The 17,757-nt window shown below is 40.9% G+C and carries 19 protein-coding genes; 9 read left to right on the top strand and 10 right to left on the bottom strand.

Features of this window, described 5'->3' with window-relative positions:
• Positions 1-29: 29 nt before the first annotated feature.
• The 3 genes from HMPREF0023_RS09780 to surE all read right to left on the bottom strand — a co-directional run bounded on the left by HMPREF0023_RS09780 (position 30) and on the right by surE (position 2,821).
• Positions 30-959, bottom strand: coding sequence for a LysR family transcriptional regulator (locus HMPREF0023_RS09780; RefSeq protein WP_005084828.1), 930 nt, complete (start codon positions 957-959; stop codon positions 30-32).
• A gap of 147 nt (positions 960-1,106) precedes the next feature.
• Positions 1,107-1,937, bottom strand: coding sequence for a peptidoglycan DD-metalloendopeptidase family protein (locus HMPREF0023_RS09785; protein WP_017396769.1), 831 nt, complete (start codon positions 1,935-1,937; stop codon positions 1,107-1,109).
• Positions 1,938-2,047: 110 nt separating this feature from the next.
• Positions 2,048-2,821: a 5'/3'-nucleotidase SurE gene (gene surE, locus HMPREF0023_RS09790; RefSeq protein ID WP_004639644.1), complete on the bottom strand. Its 774-nt coding sequence runs from the start codon at positions 2,819-2,821 to the stop codon at positions 2,048-2,050.
• Between the two features lie 152 nt (positions 2,822-2,973).
• Here surE and HMPREF0023_RS09795 point away from each other — a divergent pair, with 152 nt between their 5' ends.
• Positions 2,974-3,345, top strand: a complete 372-nt coding sequence (locus HMPREF0023_RS09795) for an MCR_0457 family protein (RefSeq protein ID WP_005084823.1) — start codon at positions 2,974-2,976, stop codon at positions 3,343-3,345.
• Positions 3,346-3,484: 139 nt separating this feature from the next.
• Here the strand turns inward: HMPREF0023_RS09795 and HMPREF0023_RS09800 are convergent, their stop codons facing one another.
• Positions 3,485-3,847, bottom strand: a complete 363-nt coding sequence (locus HMPREF0023_RS09800) for a glyoxalase/bleomycin resistance/dioxygenase family protein (protein WP_008942005.1) — start codon at positions 3,845-3,847, stop codon at positions 3,485-3,487.
• A gap of 179 nt (positions 3,848-4,026) precedes the next feature.
• Between HMPREF0023_RS09800 and HMPREF0023_RS09805 the strand changes: the two genes are divergently transcribed.
• The 8 genes from HMPREF0023_RS09805 to purB all read left to right on the top strand — a co-directional run bounded on the left by HMPREF0023_RS09805 (position 4,027) and on the right by purB (position 10,754).
• The gene (locus HMPREF0023_RS09805; protein WP_005084819.1) at positions 4,027-4,422 is read left to right on the top strand and encodes an MCR_0457 family protein; all 396 of its coding nucleotides are present in this window, start codon (positions 4,027-4,029) and stop codon (positions 4,420-4,422) included.
• A 152-nt stretch (positions 4,423-4,574) separates the two neighbouring features.
• Positions 4,575-5,723, top strand: a complete 1,149-nt coding sequence (gene dacC, locus HMPREF0023_RS09810; protein WP_005089835.1) for a D-alanyl-D-alanine carboxypeptidase PBP5/6 — start codon at positions 4,575-4,577, stop codon at positions 5,721-5,723.
• 97 nt (positions 5,724-5,820) lie between these two features.
• Positions 5,821-6,360, top strand: coding sequence for a gamma carbonic anhydrase family protein (locus HMPREF0023_RS09815; RefSeq protein WP_017396770.1), 540 nt, complete (start codon positions 5,821-5,823; stop codon positions 6,358-6,360).
• 15 nt (positions 6,361-6,375) lie between these two features.
• Positions 6,376-6,834 (top strand): hypothetical protein, encoded by a 459-nt coding sequence (locus HMPREF0023_RS09820; protein ID WP_005084811.1) that lies wholly within the window; start codon positions 6,376-6,378, stop codon positions 6,832-6,834.
• Positions 6,835-6,934: 100 nt separating this feature from the next.
• The gene (locus tag HMPREF0023_RS09825; protein WP_017396771.1) at positions 6,935-7,423 is read left to right on the top strand and encodes an NUDIX hydrolase; all 489 of its coding nucleotides are present in this window, start codon (positions 6,935-6,937) and stop codon (positions 7,421-7,423) included.
• Positions 7,424-7,427: 4 nt separating this feature from the next.
• Positions 7,428-8,561, top strand: a complete 1,134-nt coding sequence (gene mnmA, locus HMPREF0023_RS09830) for a tRNA 2-thiouridine(34) synthase MnmA (protein ID WP_005089827.1) — start codon at positions 7,428-7,430, stop codon at positions 8,559-8,561.
• 18 nt (positions 8,562-8,579) lie between these two features.
• Positions 8,580-9,311 carry a high frequency lysogenization protein HflD gene (gene hflD / locus HMPREF0023_RS09835; protein WP_004639780.1) on the top strand — a complete coding sequence of 244 codons (732 nt, stop codon included), beginning with the start codon at positions 8,580-8,582 and terminating at the stop codon, positions 9,309-9,311.
• 54 nt (positions 9,312-9,365) lie between these two features.
• The gene (gene purB, locus HMPREF0023_RS09840) at positions 9,366-10,754 is read left to right on the top strand and encodes an adenylosuccinate lyase (RefSeq protein ID WP_005084804.1); all 1,389 of its coding nucleotides are present in this window, start codon (positions 9,366-9,368) and stop codon (positions 10,752-10,754) included.
• A 68-nt stretch (positions 10,755-10,822) separates the two neighbouring features.
• Here purB and HMPREF0023_RS09845 read toward each other — a convergent pair whose 3' ends face one another.
• The 6 genes from HMPREF0023_RS09845 to HMPREF0023_RS09870 form a co-directional block, all read right to left on the bottom strand.
• The gene (locus tag HMPREF0023_RS09845) at positions 10,823-12,016 is read right to left on the bottom strand and encodes a hypothetical protein (RefSeq protein ID WP_026056351.1); all 1,194 of its coding nucleotides are present in this window, start codon (positions 12,014-12,016) and stop codon (positions 10,823-10,825) included.
• Between the two features lie 149 nt (positions 12,017-12,165).
• On the bottom strand, positions 12,166-13,806 hold the full coding sequence (locus HMPREF0023_RS09850) for a thiamine pyrophosphate-binding protein (RefSeq protein ID WP_005089823.1): 1,641 nt from the start codon (positions 13,804-13,806) through the stop codon (positions 12,166-12,168).
• A 39-nt stretch (positions 13,807-13,845) separates the two neighbouring features.
• Entirely contained in the window at positions 13,846-15,312 is a 1,467-nt protein-coding gene (locus tag HMPREF0023_RS09855) for an aldehyde dehydrogenase (protein WP_005089821.1), read from the bottom strand.
• Positions 15,313-15,323: 11 nt separating this feature from the next.
• Positions 15,324-16,115, bottom strand: coding sequence for an aspartate dehydrogenase (locus HMPREF0023_RS09860; RefSeq protein ID WP_005089819.1), 792 nt, complete (start codon positions 16,113-16,115; stop codon positions 15,324-15,326).
• A 9-nt stretch (positions 16,116-16,124) separates the two neighbouring features.
• Complete coding sequence (locus HMPREF0023_RS09865; RefSeq protein WP_005084791.1) at positions 16,125-16,919, bottom strand: SDR family oxidoreductase; 795 nt, start codon at positions 16,917-16,919, stop codon at positions 16,125-16,127.
• A 19-nt stretch (positions 16,920-16,938) separates the two neighbouring features.
• Positions 16,939-17,754: an alpha/beta fold hydrolase gene (locus tag HMPREF0023_RS09870; protein ID WP_005089817.1), complete on the bottom strand. Its 816-nt coding sequence runs from the start codon at positions 17,752-17,754 to the stop codon at positions 16,939-16,941.
• Positions 17,755-17,757: the final 3 nt, after the last annotated feature.

Genomic DNA, 17,757 nt, shown 5'->3' on the forward strand with positions numbered 1-17,757 from the left:
TAAAATTTAGAGCGACATCTCACTGATGACTAAGCAACTCCTTGTAAGGAACGTCCTCCTGGAAGTTGCGCAAAATATTGCTTCAGTGCATCAATGCAACGATGGACTTTGACTGGGTATTGTTCACGCTTTGAAGTTAATGCTTGTAATGTATACGTCGGTAATTGCCAATCAGGTAGAACTTCAACCAAAGAACCGCTCACTAATTCTTTTTGCACATCCATATACAGAATACGTGCGATCCCTAAGCCTTGCTGACATAATGATTTAGCGACAAAAACATTATTTGTTCCTAAACGGGTTTGCATTTCCACATTCACATTTTCCCCACTCAAACCATGGCGAAAAGTGAAATGCTGAAAGTTCTGCATTAAAGTGACAGGCAGTAATTCATGGTGAATCAAATCTTCTGGTCGCGTAATCGGAGGCGATTGATTTAAATAGCTTGGGGAGGCAACCAAAATCTGATCTACACGTGCCAATGGAACGACCGTCAATTGTGGATCATCTACTTTAAGACTCATCCGAATCGCAATATCAATTCTTTCTGATATTAAATCAATATAGCGATGATCCGCTTCAAAATGAACCGCTAAACCTTTATGAGCGGACATCCAATGAGACAGCGCGGGAACCACATGCAATGCACCCAATTCTGGTGTTGTCGCAATACGTAAATCCCCAACAAGATCATCACGCAGCTCATTAATTCTAATTTTTCCACGCTCTGCTGCTGCCAACATTTCCTGACAACTTAAAAAAAATGCTTGTCCTGCCTCTGTTAAGCTCAACTTTCTAGTGGAACGATGAAGTAAGGTAACATCCATTTCTTGCTCTAATGAGCGAATTTGCTGGCTCACTGCGCTTGTTGTTATTCCTAAGTCTCTAGCTGCCCCGCTAAATGAACTTTTTTCTACAACGCAAGCAAAAACCCCCATTGCACGCAATTGATCTAACATACACATCCCTCTCAATTTATTAATATGCTTATTGTTCTAATAAAAGCAAACACATTGAGTATACAGAGAAGTCTATTGATAGACTAGTGATTATTAACAATTTGTTGAAAGTTTGTTAGGGCCTTTTAAAAGGCCCTAACAATAAAATTAGTTTGGTACAACCGTTGTTGGATTGATTGGTTTACCATCTAAACGGACTTGAAACTCTAGCATGACACGTGAAGCTCCAGATGACCCCATTTCGGCAATTTTTTGCCCTGCAGTCACATTATCACCACTCTTGACCAACATTTTACTGTTATGTGCATAGGCAGTGATGTAACCATCAACATGCTTCACCAAGACCAAATTACCGTATTCTTTTAAGCCGTCAGCAGCATAAACCACTTGTCCATTTGCAGCAGCAAACACAGGATCACCAACGTTGCCTCCATAGCGCGTACCTTTCACGTTACTCGCCAGATTAAATCCTTGAATCACTGGACCATTTGATGGTTTTACCCAACGCAGACCACTTGCCAATGTTGATGGTGGTGTTACTGGAACAACAGGGCGTTGTTGTGTTGGGGTAACAGGTCTAACTGGTGGTGGCGCAACTTGCTGTTGTGTCGGAATATTAATACTTTGACGCTGAATAGGTGCTGCCTGATTCATTGCTTGTGTTGATGTGGTGCGTTGAGCGGCTGAACCTTTTAAACGTAAGGATTGATTAACATAAATTCGATATGGCGGTGCGATATCATTTAGTGCTGCGATATCGAGATAGTTCATACCATAACGATTTGCAATCCCACTCAAAGTATCACCAGAACGAACTGTGTAATAGTTTGGAGCATTCACATGGCTTGCCCCACCACCACTTACTTGAGGTTTAGATGCACAACCGCTGACAATAGCCGCCGTAACAACAGCCACAGACAATACGATTGTTTTGACCATTTTTTTTGACTGAAAAATCGAGACGTGGTTTAAGTGCATCTTCGCCCTCATCGAAAAATCCTTAATCTATTTTCGCCTTAGAGTACCAAAAAAGTGAGAAAAAACGAGTATTCACGCACGATATTCACAAAGTTATAACATTCACATGACTAACCATTCACGTGATTATGCAAATTATCTAACACCTCATAGTTGGTTGCATCCATTTGAATCGGAGTAATACTGACATAGCCATTTGAAACAGCAAAAAAGTCAGATTGAATATGGCTGCTCGATGCAGGATGTCGCTCCAGTACAGCTTCCCCTGCCAAACCGATCCAAAATACTTGACGTCCACGAGGATCCACATGACTACTAATCGGCTTGGATTGTCCTCGGCGTCCTTGATAAGTTACTTTGGTGCCCTTAATTTGTTCAACATCAGGAATGTTGATATTAAAAATATGACGAGGCGGTAAAATCGGTAAGCCTTGGGCAATAAAATCATGTACCCATTGTGCAGCTCTAGCGTAATCTTGCGGCTGCTCATAAGAGCGTACATTTGAACCAGCAAGTGAGACAGCAATTGCAGGATGCTTCATTAAACGGCCTTCAAATGCAGCCCCTACTGTTCCAGAATACAATACATCATCACCCAAATTTGCACCGCTATTGATACCACTCACGACGAGATCAAATTCGAAATCAAATAAACCATTCATGGATAAATAAACACAATCTGCTGGTGTCCCATTTACTGCCCATACGTCTTTGGAAATCTGAACAGGTCGCAAAGGACGGTCGAGTGTTAAGGCACTTGAATAACCACTTCGCTCACTTTCAGGTGCAACTACAACAACACGGCCTAATGGTTTTAATGCATGAGCCAACGCTTGAAGCCCTGGGGCAAAAACACCATCATCATTTGCAATCAAAATATTCACTACGTTCTCATCTCTTCAATTTTGGGCGATTGCTACTTCAAACCTATCGGTAGAATATGTCAATAGCCCTTTTACTACTCAGTTTTCATAATTGAATTATTCCTTCAATTATATATATTTACCACTTCATAGTATTAGAAATTTATGCAGCCATGAGACATTTATCTAAATTTATTCGTATTATTGGGGTTAGCTTCTCACTTTTTACAGCTCAAGCAATTTTTGCAGAAGCAATTTCGGTTCAAGAAGCGGATGCGCTGATTAAAGATGATATCGCGAACGCTCAAGTTTTGATCGAGATGTGCCCAAAACTGATTGGGAAAAATGCTAAATTTGATCAAAACATCAATCAGATCATTGCATCGTATTTAGAAGGATATTCAAATAAATCAGCATCATTGCAAAGCCTTCAAACGGATAATGATTTTAAAATATCATTAAAAGAAGCACGAGCGGCAGCGAAAGAAGTTGATCAAGCTGAACAGAAGTCTGTTTGTGAAGATGTACTTAATTTTGAAGGTTAATTAACCTTGAATGTGGTAGCTTAGTTTAGCAATCTAAAACCAAGCTACCAATTTATATAAATAGAAAATCATATTTAAAATGCTTGATTATTTTTGATTCAGAATATTGAATCCAAGCCTTATTTATTCATCTCTTCAATTACCAAGCATTAGGTTCTCGAACCATGTGAATAATATTGGCTGGACTGCTAATCCATCCTCCTTTAAATCCTTCTGGCAAAGGTTCAATTTCATCACAGCGCACAACGCCAGCATCATTAAGATATTTTGCAGCCTCTGAAAAATTATCAGTAAATAGTTCTAGCCAAAGCTCTGCCTGACTTATTTTAGCTACCGTATCGATCCATAATTTTACTGGACCAAACTCAAAACCAATCTCTGATCCTTTATCCGTAATTGGTTTAAGACCAAGCACATCACGATAAAAAGCAACTGTTGCTTCAAATTGATGTGGTGGAAGCTTCAGTGCAATATCAACACCACCACAAAATTTAGTTGTCATTATACTGCTCCTCATTAAGGTTTTTTTCTTGTTTTTACTAGGATTTGTCAATATCAAACGCCAAGATTGGATTTAAAATCACATTTCCTCCATTGTTCCTACAGCAAGTATACAATTTTATTTTTCGGCTATGCTAAGTTATGCAAACTATGTAAACCCTGATTTGAGTTTAGCTTGTTATGAAGAAAAATGTTTTTAAAACGCTAAGTTTGTCTTTGCTGATTGCTTCAAGTGCATTCGCATCAACTACTTTTGCAGCCAATGCAAAACAAGAGTCAGAAAATATTGATGTCACTTCAACGGTACAAAGTACAACGCAAGAAGAACTTGCAGCAATCTATGTACTTTCTGAAATTTGTCCAAAATTGATTGATGAAGATAAAAAATTTAGCCAAGGTTATGAACGCTTAGTTAAAGAATATTTACCTAAAGAATCTAAAGCTGTGGATGTATTAAATACACGAGCCAAAGCTAAAGATTTCCAAAAATTCCTCGTTGAAGCACGCAAAGATGCAAGTGCCGCAACTCAAGCGCAAAATCGTCAAATTTGCGAAGATGTTCAAAACTATAAATGAAATATTGATAACACCTTATCTGGAATCAGCGCTCCATAAGTCTTAGTTACAATACTGTATGAAAAAGCCGACTTCCCCCATAGAAGTCGGCTTTGCTTTGCCCTAAAATGCTAGGCTCATCTGCACCATATAAGATATTGGAACTACCTAGAATGACTCGAAAAAGCGCTCTTGCTGCATTATTACTTTTGCCAAGCTTTTCATATGCAGCGACTGTCCTATCTGCTCCACCAGAATTAAATAATAAATCCTATGTATTAATGGATTATGAAACTGGACAGATTCTCGCTGCAAAAAATGAAGATGAAAAACTTGCACCCGCATCTATGACAAAGATGATGACGAGCTTCATCATTGAACAAAAATTATTACAAGGCAAATTAACAGAAGACGAACATGTACGCATGAATGAATCAGCATGGTGCCGTGGCAGCAGCGCTGAATCTTGTATGTATGTTCCGTTGAATGGCACTGCGACTGTATTGGAAATGCTACGCGGCATTATCGTTCAATCTGGTAATGATGCATCAAAAGCAATGGCTGAACACATTGCGGGCAATGAAGGTACATTTGCTCACATGATGAACCAAGAAGCCAAACGTCTTGGCATGACCAATACCAACTTCGTGAACTCAACGGGTATGCCTGCGGAAGGTCATTATTCGACTGCTAAAGATATGGCGATCTTGGCTCAGCATATTATTAAAGATAGTTCGAAATATTACCCAATTTATTCTGAAAAAGAATTTACCTTTAATGGGATCAAACAAGGTAACCGTAACGCTTTGCTCTATACAGACCCAAGTGTTGATGGTTTAAAAACAGGTCACACCAGTGAAGCTGGCTTCTGCTTAACAACCTCAAGCAAACGTGGTCCGATGCGTTTGATCTCGGTGATCTTTGGTACACCAAGCATGAACGAACGTGCAAATCAAACACGTGCGTTGTTAGCTTGGGGCTTTGCGAACTTTGAAACTGCAAATGTCCAACCTGCCAACCAAGCAATCGCTAAAGCAAAAGTCTGGTTTGGTAAGGAAGATGAAGTACAGATTGGGCTAGCTGAAAACTTCAATGTGACGATGCCGAAAGGTCAAGCCGATAAAATCAAAACACAACTTGTGATTCAACCTCAGCTCAATGCGCCTTTAGCACAAGGTCAAGTGATCGGGAAATTGGTTGCAAGTCTTGATGGCAAAGTCATCGCTGAAAAACCTTTGGTTGCACTAAAACCTGTTGAAGAAGCTGGCTTCTTTGCACGCATGATTGATCGTATCAAGCTATTCTTTAGCAGCTTTTTCTAAGCCCTGACTTTTGAATAGTTAATTTAAGCATTCAGGCTGTTTAGTCTGAATGCTTTTTTACTTTATAATTCCACTATCGTTTATCTTGGTTGATCCTATGACTAAAAACATTCGCTCTTATTTAAACCAAACACCAGATATTGATGCAAGCTGCTATATTGACGATATGTCTGTCGTGATTGGTGATGTCAAATTAGCTGAGAATGTTTCGGTTTGGCCTTTTGCGGTCATTCGTGGCGATGTGAACTCGATTCAGATTGGCAAAAACAGTAATGTGCAAGATCACTGTATGTTACATGTCAGCCATAAAAACCAATCTAAACCAAACGGTTCACCGCTAGTGATTGGTGAAGATGTGACTGTTGGACATCATGTGACTTTACATGGTTGTACCATTGGTAATCGTGTCCTGATCGGCATTAATACCGTGGTTCTAGATGACGTGATTATTGAGGATGATGTGATGATCGGTGCAGGTAGTTTAGTTCCTCCCCGTAAAGTCTTAAAAAGTGGTTATTTGTATGTGGGTAGTCCAGTACAGCAAGTCCGCCCTCTCACAGATAAAGAAAAAGCATTTTTACCTTATTCAGCTCAGAATTATGTAAAAGTGAAGAATGATTATCTCTCAATAAAATAATTTTAGGCTAAATTAATGAATATTGGCAAAGAAGATTTTTATTTTTCTATTTTAGAGCAAAAAATTGAAAATAAATTCCTGTTTCCTATTAAAATTAATATTAATGGACTTTGTTTTGGCACCTTTGATTCACCTACATATATGCCGAGTTTTATTGCATCCTTAAAATCTTTAATTGAAAATAAATATTTATTAAACAATGAATTAAATAAAATCAACTTTTTAGATAAAATTTTTATAAACAATGATTTTATCGATAATTACTATTTTACTTTAGAAGAAACATTTGATGACTTCTCAAAAAGAGCAGCAAGAAATGACAGGTTTGTTTTCTTTCTATTTCAACTACATGAAGATCCTTTTTTTACATACCCTAACTTAGACGTTGGTAGAGTCTATGCCGAAAGTGTTCCAATCGATTCCGTTAAGTTTGCAGTTAAAGAGTTAATCAAATATAGAAATCAATATTTTTAGTTTTAATGCGCTAGTAGATTGAAAAGTTAATCAATACCATCCCATAGCCAAAAACTCACAAATTTTGTAGAATACGTTTTTTAAAATCATGGTGCTTTCTATGACCGCTTGGACACCTCATGTCACAGTCGCCACTGTAGTCGAAAAAGACGGACGTTTTTTGTTTGTCGAAGAACACAGTGAGGGCTATGTACATACTGTGTTTAACCAACCTGCTGGTCATGTTGAATGTGATGAAACCATTATCCAGGCAGCAATTCGTGAGACCTTAGAAGAAACAGGTCATCATGTTGAAGTTGATCACTTACTCGGTATTTATACCTATACGCCACCGATGTTTCCTGATCGTACCTATTACCGTTTTTGCTTTTTAGCACATGTCACTTCAGTTGAAGACAATGCGCAACTGGATACAGGTATTGTCAGTGCAGTATGGATGAACTTGGATGAGCTACAAGAAACAGCTCGTGCACGTAGCCCATTGGTTTTAAAAGCTGTTCAAGATGCCCTCGCTGGCAAGAAATATCCTTTATCGCTTATTTATGAGCACCCTTTTTCTCCCTCATTCACTTCTCATTTGGATGCTTAATTAGATGCAACAACGTGTCATCGTCGGTATGTCTGGTGGTGTAGACTCCTCTGTTTCTGCCGCGCTTTTACTTCAACAAGGATATCAAGTTGAAGGTCTTTTCATGAAAAACTGGGAAGAAGATGATGGTACGGAATACTGCACAGCACTTGAAGACTTGGCGGATGCGCAAGCCGTAGCAGATAAAATCGGGATCAAACTGCATACAGCAAATTTTGCAATGGAATACTGGGATCGTGTATTCGAGCATTTCTTAGCAGAATATGCCGCTGGTCGCACGCCTAACCCTGATATTCTCTGTAATAAAGAAATCAAATTCCGCGCATTCCTTGATCATGCGATGACATTAGGTGCTGACTTCATTGCAACTGGTCATTACGCACGTCGTGGTGCCAGCATGCAAAATTCGCGTGGTGAAACTTACGCGCCATTACTACGCGGCGTTGATAATAATAAAGATCAAACTTATTTCTTACATGCGGTGCATGGCCGTGAAATCAGCAAGACGCTATTCCCTGTTGGTGAAATTGAAAAACCTCAAGTTCGAAAAATCGCTGAAGAACTAGATCTCGCTACAGCCAAGAAAAAAGATTCAACAGGGATCTGTTTTATTGGTGAGCGTCGTTTTAGTGATTTCTTAAAACAATACCTCCCAGCTCAAGCTGGAAAAATTGTCTTAGACAACGGCAAAGAAGTTGGTGAACATCACGGCTTAATGTACTATACGCTGGGTCAGCGAGGCGGTATCGGGATTGGTGGTATGAAAGGTGCACAAGAAGGTGCATGGTTCGTATTACACAAAGATGTTGCTAATAACCGATTAGTGATTGGACAAGGCCACGAACATCCATTGATGCAAAGTACGCAGCTTTGGAGTGAGTCGATTGACTGGGTTGCTGGTGAACAGGAAATTCCAACATCAGGTTTCCGATGCACTGCCAAAACGCGTTATCGACAACCTGATCAAGCGTGTACAATTTACCGTGATGATCACAACGAAAATGGTATTCGTGTTGAATTTGACGAACCACAAAGAGCCGTTACTCCTGGGCAAAGTGTGGTGTTTTACTCAGGAGAGGTCTGCTTAGGCGGTGGCGTAATTCACCACACCAATGCGCCTCAACCCGATTTTATCTAAGGATATTGGAAGCGTAGCATGGCGGAGTTCCCATTTCAGCCCAACCAAGCGTTGAATGTTCAACAAAACCGTGCTTTGGCATTGGCTGCAGTTTTTCAGGCAACCCAGTTGACACATATGACAGCCATGTCTGGTCAACAAAGTATTGGGGAAAGTGGTAACTTCTATTTTGAACTCCTCGTCAAAGCCAGCCTAAATATCCGTCCAACAAATAATAATGCAAAACAGACCTTAGATTTTTTTAACCAGCTTGCCGATATTTCCTTAGGATTAAAAACATTAGAAGGCTGTATTACCCAGCCTTTTAATACTGCACCAAAATCTCGAATTCCTAAACTTAGTAATACTAAACTGCCAATGTCTTATGCGATGGCATTGTTGCAGTTGGAAAAAAAGGTCTATAGCAATCCCGAATACGTTAAAATTATTGAAAAATCTCAACAAAAAATCCTCAAACAGTTGTCTTTTTTCGATAACAACTATTTGCATCCAAGTGTCATTGCCAGTTTGGCACAAACGTATGTTGAAACTGCTGGGCAAATCAATCCACGTATTCTCGTTCGTGGTAATGCTGAAGCATTTAAAGATATTAATCATACCAATCGAATCCGAGCATGTTTGTTTACGGGCATACAATTGGCGCATTTATGGCGACAACTCGGTGGTAGTTCATGGACGATGGTTTTCAGAAAACGTAAGTTGTTGAACGATATTCAAGCTCTCGCTCGTTTGCAGTATCAGGTGGTTTAAACCGATGCTTCAACGAATTTATTTTTATGTTTATTCCAAGATTAAGGAATCTGTATGAATGCTTTAACCGCACTCTCACCACTTGATGGACGTTATGCAAGCAAATGCGATGCACTACGCCCTTTTTTGTCTGAGTTTGGTTTAATCCACGCTCGTGTCACTGTTGAAGTGCGTTGGTTACAAGCACTTGCAAATCGTGCAGAAATTATCGAAGTACCAGCTTTCTCTGCTGAAACCAATGCCGCTTTAGATGCGATTGTTGCTGATTTCTCTGAAGAAGATGCCAATCGTATTAAAGAGATCGAACGTACAACTAATCACGATGTGAAAGCAGTTGAATATTTCCTTAAGGAAAAAATTGCCAACATCGACGAATTAAAAAATGCAGGTGAATTTATTCATTTCGCATGTACTTCTGAAGACATCAACAACTTGTCTCATGCATTGATGCTTAAAAATGGTCGTGAAGTTTTAGTTGCAAGCATGAAGCAAATTCTGAATGCAATCTCTACTTTGGCAACCACACATGCTGAACAACCAATGTTGTCTCGTACACATGGTCAAACTGCTAGCCCAACAACTTTGGGTAAAGAAATGGCAAACGTTGCATATCGTTTAGCGCGCCAAATCAAGCAATTTGAAAATGTTGAATTATTGGGCAAAATCAATGGTGCTGTAGGTAACTACAACGCTCACCTTTCTGCTTATCCAGAAATTGATTGGGCTGCACATGCGCAAGCATTTGTTGAGTCTTTAGGTTTAAGCTTCAACCCATACACCACACAAATTGAGCCACATGATTACATGGCTGAATTGTTTGATGCATTGCGTCGTTATAACACGATCTTGATCGACTTTAACCGTGATGTTTGGGGTTATATTTCGCTTGGTTACTTCAAGCAAAAATTAAAAGATGGTGAAGTTGGTTCTTCAACCATGCCTCATAAAGTAAACCCAATTGACTTCGAAAACTCAGAAGGTAACTTAGGTATCGCAAATGCGGTATTGGGTCACTTAGGTGAAAAACTTCCAGTTTCTCGTTGGCAGCGTGACCTAACCGATTCAACTGTGCTTCGTAACATGGGTGTTGGTTTTGCGCAAAGCTTGATTGCTTTTGATGCTTGCTTAAAGGGTATTGGTAAACTTGAACTCAATGCGAACCGTTTAAATGAAGATTTAGACCAAGCACAAGAAGTTCTTGCTGAGCCGATCCAAACGGTTATGCGTCGTTATAACGTTGAAAAACCTTACGAAAAACTAAAAGCGCTTACTCGTGGTCAAGCCATGACACGTGACATGATGGTGAACTTCGTAAATGGTGATGAGCTTCTTCAAGTTCCAGCTGATGAACGTGCTCGTTTAGCAGAGCTTACACCTGCAACATATACAGGTAATGCTGCTGAACAAGCAAAACAAATCAATGATTTGATCAGCAAAATCTAAGCTGACAACTCATTCATAAAAAAGCAAAGCCTCGGCTTTGCTTTTTTATTTTTCTATACTTAGGAAGTTTAAAAACTAAAACCAATATTTAAGTTGATACGATAAAGCCATTTATCACTGTTTGGAGAAACAGTTGAGGTAAAGCCCGTGGCATTGGTTGCACCACCGATAATATTGGCGTTTTTACCCCATGTATAATCCGCCCACACCATGAAAGGTGAGGCAATAAACATCATGCCAGTGGTATTCATTTGAGAATCTGACCAATCCTCACGTTTTTTATCGAAATAACTATAATCATTGTAGAAACGGATCGCTTTTAGTTTCCCCATGTCTTGTACAGGTAATGTATAAGCGAGGTTTAAACTCGCAATGGTTCCTTCGGAAGCAATGAAGTAAGCTGGCGTTAAACCATTCGCTCCCATTAAAGTCATATCGTTGTTTACACCATCAGGATTTTTTGCATCATATTGATAATGAATCACTGAGCTTTGTAAATTAAAACGCTTGTAATTATTATCTGTATGCAGTCCAACAGCATAGTACTTACCATTTTTATCAGTAATCTTGTTGTGTAGCTGTGCAATAGCACCTGATACACCAAACTCTTGCTTGCCAAATTCGGTTTCTAACTTACGAACAATCCTTGTATTCACTTGGTGACGTTTTTCATTTTGATAGCCTTGTTGTGTTGGGAATGCATTTTCAGCCAAATCATCATAGGTCGCACTTTCAGGAGAATAACGAAGATTGGTTGCGAGCATTTCAGGATAATAGCCTAGCTTCATGTCCCATTCTTTATTCTGAAAATTCCAATTCAAGCCTGGAGCAATGTTATTACCGTAACCCAAGAAAAATGGAATGTGATAAGTCCAACCATTTTGTGGATAAGGATAAATTGCAAAGGGTTTATAAACAAAACCAGCTTCTATGCTGTTATGTTCATCCAAATGATAACCCACATAGGCTTTTTCTATCGAACGTTTACCTTGATCTTGAAAGAGGTAACTGGCATTAAAATAGGCATCATCAAACTTACCTTTCAGATCAACTCGGAAAATATCAAAATAGAGTTTTCCAAAACCACCATTTGGCCCCTCCCAGTTTTCGTAACGTTGATTAAAACGCACTACACCACCGAGTTTGACAGCATCCGTCCCATCTTCACTTTTCCACTCTAGTGCCGAACTTTGTGCAAATGCATGAGATGCTGTACCCAAATAACATGCAGCAAGCATCGCGACCATCATTGTCTTTTTCATATCATGTTCCTTCGCTTTGATACCAACCATCCTGTTGGCTCTGTTTTTTGTTTTACCTGTAAAACATAGTTTTTATCGATTTGTAGACAAAAATTTTTGCCTCCAAATCGTTCTTCAGCAGTGCTAATACCTAGCAATGCTGAAATGGATTAATACAATTTCTTCTGTGGAGGACCTGCAAAGTTGAGTGGTCCAATTGAGTTCATATCCAGTTCAATGACGCTTGGTCCTTGGAATTCAACTGCCTGCTGAATGACTGTTCTAAACTCTTCTGCACTGCCGACTTTCCAGCTTTTCACGCCCATCGCCTCACCCAATGCTCGGTAATCAGGTGTGTGTAATTCGTTAAAATACTGACGGCCACCGAAGTAATTATTTTGAATACCGCGCATAACCCCATAACCACCATCATTCATGATCATCAGCACCATATTGGTATTTTCTTGCGCCATCGTCGCAATCTCACCAATCCCGAGCATCAAACCACCATCACCGACTAAACCAATCACTTTTTTGTCAGGATTGGCAATTGAGGCACCAATTGCTGTTGCCAGACCAAGACCAATCGCCCCTGCTAAAGAGTGAATATTTTGGTTTGGTACTTGTACTGGGAATAAACGACTGCCCCAGGTACTGCCTGACATGGTGATATCACGAACAAAGATGCCATCTTGTGGTAAAGCTGTACGAAGGTGATCACAGATCAAAGCATATTGATCAAGCTGTGTACGTAAAGCATTGATTGCTGCCTGTTTCGCATCAACAACTGCTGCATCATAATCAGCATCTATTTTAGATACATCTGCTAAACCTGTGAGAACACGTTGCAACACATCTTTGGCATCGCCACAAATGAAGTTACGTATTTTGTAATTACGTTGTTGTGCAACAGGATTGGCATCGACCTGAATAATATTTTCAGGGAATTGCACTGAATAGGTTTTAGTTTCATTACTACGCAAACGAGAACCAACAACAACCAATAAATCGGCATCTTTTAAAAGTTGTTCAACGCCTGCGGAGTTATGGAATGCACCTAGGCTACGCGGATGATCATCTGCCAATACACCACGCGCATGGGTTGAAGACACTACTGGAATACCCAAGTCAGCTATTGCTTTGACTTCATCCACACTATTGAGCGTACCACCGCCGATCCAAAAAATTGGACGTTTGGCTTTTTTGATTTCATCAATGATCAAATCAACTTCAACTTGATCTGCCTGAGGCAATTCGAGTGCTTTGACTGGACCTAGATTCAGGGGTAGGTCAATTTCTGCTGCTTGCACATCAATCGGTAGCTCAACACTAACAGGCCCCATTGGGACAGTCGTTGCGACACGAATTGCTTCACGAATCACGCCTACTGCATTGTCAGGGCTGGTAATACGAAAAGCAGCTTTGCTCGATGCACGTAAGAAAGTCAGTTGATCTTTGGTTTCATGAATAAAACTTGCATCACGATCTAAATATTCACGTTCAACTTGACCTGTTAAATGCAATACTGGACTGCCTGCATTCATTGCTTCAATCAATGAACCCACTGCATTCCCTGCACCCGCACCCGTACTGGTAAGCGCGACACCAAGTCCTTTAAAACGGGAGTGACCATCTGCCATCGTCACTGCGCCTGCTTCACCACGTGCCGCCACAAAACGGATTTTTTCACGACGACCCACTGCATCAGCAATTGGTAAATTATGAATTGAAATAACACCGTAGATACTATCAACTTGGTGCGCCTCTAAAACCCGAGCGATTGCTTCGCCTACATTTACACGTTCTGTCATTGTCTTATTCCTCAAAAACTTTTTCTTTCCATGAATTTATTAATCGCACCAAGGATTTGGCTGTTCGCTTAATCCCATATAAATGCTTTTCTGTTGCATATACGCCAAGATGCCTAAACGACCTTTTTCACGTCCAATTCCACTTTCTTTGAAACCACCAAAAGGTGCAGAAATCGAGAATTTTTTGTAGGTATTGATCCAGACTGTTCCTACTTCCAAAGCACGTGCAAGTTGCCAAGCTTTACGGTAGTTTTCAGTCCAAATCCCTGCGGCTAAACCAAAACAACTGTCATTGGCTTGTGCAATTAAATCTGCTTCATCGTCATATCTCATCACCACTAATACAGGACCAAAGATTTCTTCCTGACAGGTTTGAGCTGAGTTATCGAGGCCTGTGATAATGGTCGGTAAATAGAAACTACCTTTTGCCAATTCACCATCCGTCAATGCCTGACCACCAACTAGAACTTGTCCACCTTCTTTTTTGGCCAATTGAACATAAGCATCCACAGAAGCTAAATGCTTAGGATTGATCAAAGACCCTAAATGCACGCCTGCGGTTTCAGGATGTCCAACGCGCAAGCCTTTAGTAATTTCAACCAGACGCGTTAAGAATTGATCATAAATACTGCGATGTACAAATAAACGTGATCCTGCAATACATGCCTGTCCTGCAGAACTGAAAATGCCATAAGCCACACCTTTAGCGGCAAGCTCAATATCAGCATCTTGCATGACGATCGTTGGTGATTTTCCGCCAAGTTCTAAAGATGTGGTGATCAACTTGTCAGCAGCAATATGCGCTAGATGACGCCCTGTACTTGTTCCACCTGTAAATGAAATTTTGCGTACTAATGGATGCTTTACGATTGCATCACCAATCACCGAACCACGTCCAACCAGTACACTCAATAAACCTTTAGGTAAACCGGCTTCTTCAAAGATTTTTGCTAATTCAAGCGCGATCAAAGAAGTCACTTCCGCTGGTTTTAGAATGACTGCATTACCACCTGCTATTGCAGGTGCTAACTTCTGCACTTCACTGGCTATCGGTGAATTCCATGGTGTAATCGCTGCCACAACCCCAACAGGTTCATGCACACTCATGGTCATATAATCTGGCGCACGTTGTGTGGTTAACTCATCATTTAAGGTTTCACACGCCGCTGCGACATAACGTGCTGTTGCAGCCGCACTCAAGGTTAAAGCACGCGTCTCAGCCAGTGGTTTACCGTTGTCTCTGGTTTGTAGCTTGGATAGCTCATCCACACGTGCTTCAATAATGTCAGCCACTTTATACAAAATGCGCGCACGCTCGTGTGGCATGCTGTTGCGCCAATCCGCCTGACGCCATGCCAAATCCGCCTTTTCAATCGCTTCATTGACATCATCCAAACTCGCCGTTGAAATCTCAGCATTCACAGATTGATCTGCTGGAAACAAACTTTGAATCGTGTCACCTCGACCTAATCGCCATTCACCAGCGATATAAATTTCCTTTACCATGATCAAATCCTTTAAATCTGAATTGCTTGAACACTATTGCGACAGGCACGAATCACACTGAGTGCAGCCAATGTCGAAGTTTTCGGGTTACTCGCCAAAGGCACACCGACCAACTCAATCGTCATTTCACCGAACACACCTTCCGCCACAATCGTGTGCTTGTTTTTATTGATGTTTGGGTCAACCGTCAGTTCCACCATGGTTTCATCCATTCCCAAACCTGCAAGCGCAATCGTCGCCGCAACATTGGCATTGGCTGGAAACTTCAATGCAGCTTCACGGGCTGTACCACGGAAAAAAACGGTTGCTTCACTCACCTGATCTAAATCAACCAATTGCTCTGCATAACTGCCACGCCAACTTCTTGGACTCTTGCATCCTTTGTATGTGACCTTTTCCAAGCCACCTTCTTTCGCCGCTGATATCCCATCAATTCCGGCAATCGCACCTGCCAAAAGATGTAAATGGGCATCATGCTGTTCAGCGGTATTTTTTAACTGGATCAGAAACTCGTTATCCGCCAAAGTTCCAACTGAGATGAGCCCAATAGTCCAACCCTTTTCCAAAACCTTTTGCGCATGCTCTTTCACCGCAGCCTGACCAGCGACTTCAATAACGTAATCAGGTGTGCCCCGACATTGATCAATCGAGCTAATCACTTGCACATCAGGAGCAACTTGCGCTTGAACTTTTTCAACACTCCGTGCTGGTACCACAATCCATTTAAGTTGTAAGTCTTGCGGCATATGGGCATACACTTCTGCTGCCATCGCGCCAAAACCAATCATCATCAACTGTTTCATGTGCACACCTTATAAATGCTTATTGAATCCGCCAGAGACATCGAGAGTTGAACCTGTGGTATAGGATGCTAAAGGCGATGCGAGAAATACCAAGGCCCGTGCAGGTTCTTCAGGCTTACCTAAACGTTGCATCGGGATACCACGATTTTTAGCAATATTGCCGGTCCACTGTTCCCACGTTGCATTTGGATCAGAACGCGTTTCAAAACGGCGTTTCCACTGTGCTGACTCCACCATACCCAGTAAAATGGAGTTCACACGGACACCATATTGAGTAAATTCATGTGCCAGTGAATGAGTAAGATTCAGCAATGCCGCACGTGCAGATGAGGTTGCAATCATGTGCGGTTCAGGTTGCAACGCTAACAATGAGTTCACATTGGTGATTGAGCCACATGCAGACTGTTTTAAATCATCTAAAAATGCACGAACGGGATGTAATACACTGAAATACTTCAGCTCAATCTCTTTCATCCAATCTTCATCTTGGGTATTTTCAAAATTTGACACACGACCTTGACCCGCGTTATTGATCAACATGTCAACATTGCCTAAGTTTTGCTTCACATCTTGTGCAAATCGTTTGACATCTTCTTTGTCCAAAACATTGCAGATACTGGTGTAAATATTGGCATGAGGATATTTCTCTAAAATATAAAGTTTTGATACCGCTAGACGCGCTTCATCTCGACCACACCACGCGACCTTTGCACCTTCTGCAACTAAAATTTCCACAGCAGCCAAACCAATGCCTGACGAGCCACCTGTTACAACTGCTACTTTTCCTTCAACTTGGAAGCTCATATCCATATCTCTCGTTTAATTAATTTGCCGATAAAACAATGTCGTTAAACTGATCAGGTTGATCGACATAACTCAGATGACCTGCATCTGTAATGAGATGACATCGGCTCAATTGCATTTCCATCGCCAATTCCATGATGGCTTGAGCAGGCGTTATTTCATCCTTGTCACCAGCAATCACCACACATGGAACTTTGATATCTGTTAAATAATTTCTAATCTCGTCATACGCCAACAAATACGATGCTCGCGTAAAACCGTCTAAAGTGAGCTGCCCCATCACTTCACCAACCAATGCCAGTGCTTGAGGGTCTTGTTTATAAATTAAATGTGGACCACGGCTTGCCGCCATCCCCGCATTGCCCAAGCTTTTCAATAGATTTGGGCGTTTCTGATAAACCTGTGCTTTGGTGTCTTCATCCGATCGTTGATAACCCTGCGCTGCATTGGCAATGATTAAGGTTTCAACACGTTCAGGATATAGATGGGCAAAAGCACTTGCCTGTAATGCACCTAATGAATGACCGACTATGATGGCTTTAGAAATCGCCAATGCATCCATGATCGCCAGCACACGCTGAGCATAATTGGTTGCATTTGGCTGTTCCGTATCTAAGTTCTCAGATAAGCCATAACCTGGCGCATCCCAAGCAAGGACATGAAAATGATGACTAAGCACATCAAGCTGATTGACCCATGATGCAGAACCAGAGCTGATACCATGTAAAAGAATCAGTGCTTGTCCTTGCCCAGCTTCGCGATAGGCTTGTACCCGACCATTGATCTCAATGGTTTTCACTGGGTATTTGGCTAATGTGTCAATCAAAGTCATCATTTC

It is taken from the genome of Acinetobacter sp. ATCC 27244, assembly GCF_000156555.1.
In the GTDB taxonomy this organism is placed as follows: domain Bacteria; phylum Pseudomonadota; class Gammaproteobacteria; order Pseudomonadales; family Moraxellaceae; genus Acinetobacter; species Acinetobacter haemolyticus.

What these genes read in the sequence shown, in the direction of transcription:
- HMPREF0023_RS09780 (WP_005084828.1), bottom strand. Translation starts at nt 959, where the DNA reads ATGTTAGATCAATTGCGTGCAATGGGGGTTTTTGCTTGCGTTGTAGAA.
- HMPREF0023_RS09785 (WP_017396769.1), bottom strand. Translation starts at nt 1,937, where the DNA reads ATGCACTTAAACCACGTCTCGATTTTTCAGTCAAAAAAAATGGTCAAA.
- HMPREF0023_RS09795 (WP_005084823.1), top strand. Translation starts at nt 2,974, where the DNA reads ATGAGACATTTATCTAAATTTATTCGTATTATTGGGGTTAGCTTCTCA.
- HMPREF0023_RS09800 (WP_008942005.1), bottom strand. Translation starts at nt 3,847, where the DNA reads ATGACAACTAAATTTTGTGGTGGTGTTGATATTGCACTGAAGCTTCCA.
- HMPREF0023_RS09805 (WP_005084819.1), top strand. Translation starts at nt 4,027, where the DNA reads ATGAAGAAAAATGTTTTTAAAACGCTAAGTTTGTCTTTGCTGATTGCT.
- dacC (WP_005089835.1), top strand. Translation starts at nt 4,575, where the DNA reads ATGACTCGAAAAAGCGCTCTTGCTGCATTATTACTTTTGCCAAGCTTT.
- HMPREF0023_RS09815 (WP_017396770.1), top strand. Translation starts at nt 5,821, where the DNA reads ATGACTAAAAACATTCGCTCTTATTTAAACCAAACACCAGATATTGAT.
- HMPREF0023_RS09820 (WP_005084811.1), top strand. Translation starts at nt 6,376, where the DNA reads ATGAATATTGGCAAAGAAGATTTTTATTTTTCTATTTTAGAGCAAAAA.
- HMPREF0023_RS09825 (WP_017396771.1), top strand. Translation starts at nt 6,935, where the DNA reads ATGACCGCTTGGACACCTCATGTCACAGTCGCCACTGTAGTCGAAAAA.
- mnmA (WP_005089827.1), top strand. Translation starts at nt 7,428, where the DNA reads ATGCAACAACGTGTCATCGTCGGTATGTCTGGTGGTGTAGACTCCTCT.
- hflD (WP_004639780.1), top strand. Translation starts at nt 8,580, where the DNA reads ATGGCGGAGTTCCCATTTCAGCCCAACCAAGCGTTGAATGTTCAACAA.
- purB (WP_005084804.1), top strand. Translation starts at nt 9,366, where the DNA reads ATGAATGCTTTAACCGCACTCTCACCACTTGATGGACGTTATGCAAGC.
- HMPREF0023_RS09845 (WP_026056351.1), bottom strand. Translation starts at nt 12,016, where the DNA reads ATGAAAAAGACAATGATGGTCGCGATGCTTGCTGCATGTTATTTGGGT.
- HMPREF0023_RS09850 (WP_005089823.1), bottom strand. Translation starts at nt 13,806, where the DNA reads ATGACAGAACGTGTAAATGTAGGCGAAGCAATCGCTCGGGTTTTAGAG.
- HMPREF0023_RS09855 (WP_005089821.1), bottom strand. Translation starts at nt 15,312, where the DNA reads ATGGTAAAGGAAATTTATATCGCTGGTGAATGGCGATTAGGTCGAGGT.
- HMPREF0023_RS09860 (WP_005089819.1), bottom strand. Translation starts at nt 16,115, where the DNA reads ATGAAACAGTTGATGATGATTGGTTTTGGCGCGATGGCAGCAGAAGTG.
- HMPREF0023_RS09865 (WP_005084791.1), bottom strand. Translation starts at nt 16,919, where the DNA reads ATGAGCTTCCAAGTTGAAGGAAAAGTAGCAGTTGTAACAGGTGGCTCG.
- HMPREF0023_RS09870 (WP_005089817.1), bottom strand. Translation starts at nt 17,754, where the DNA reads ATGATGACTTTGATTGACACATTAGCCAAATACCCAGTGAAAACCATT.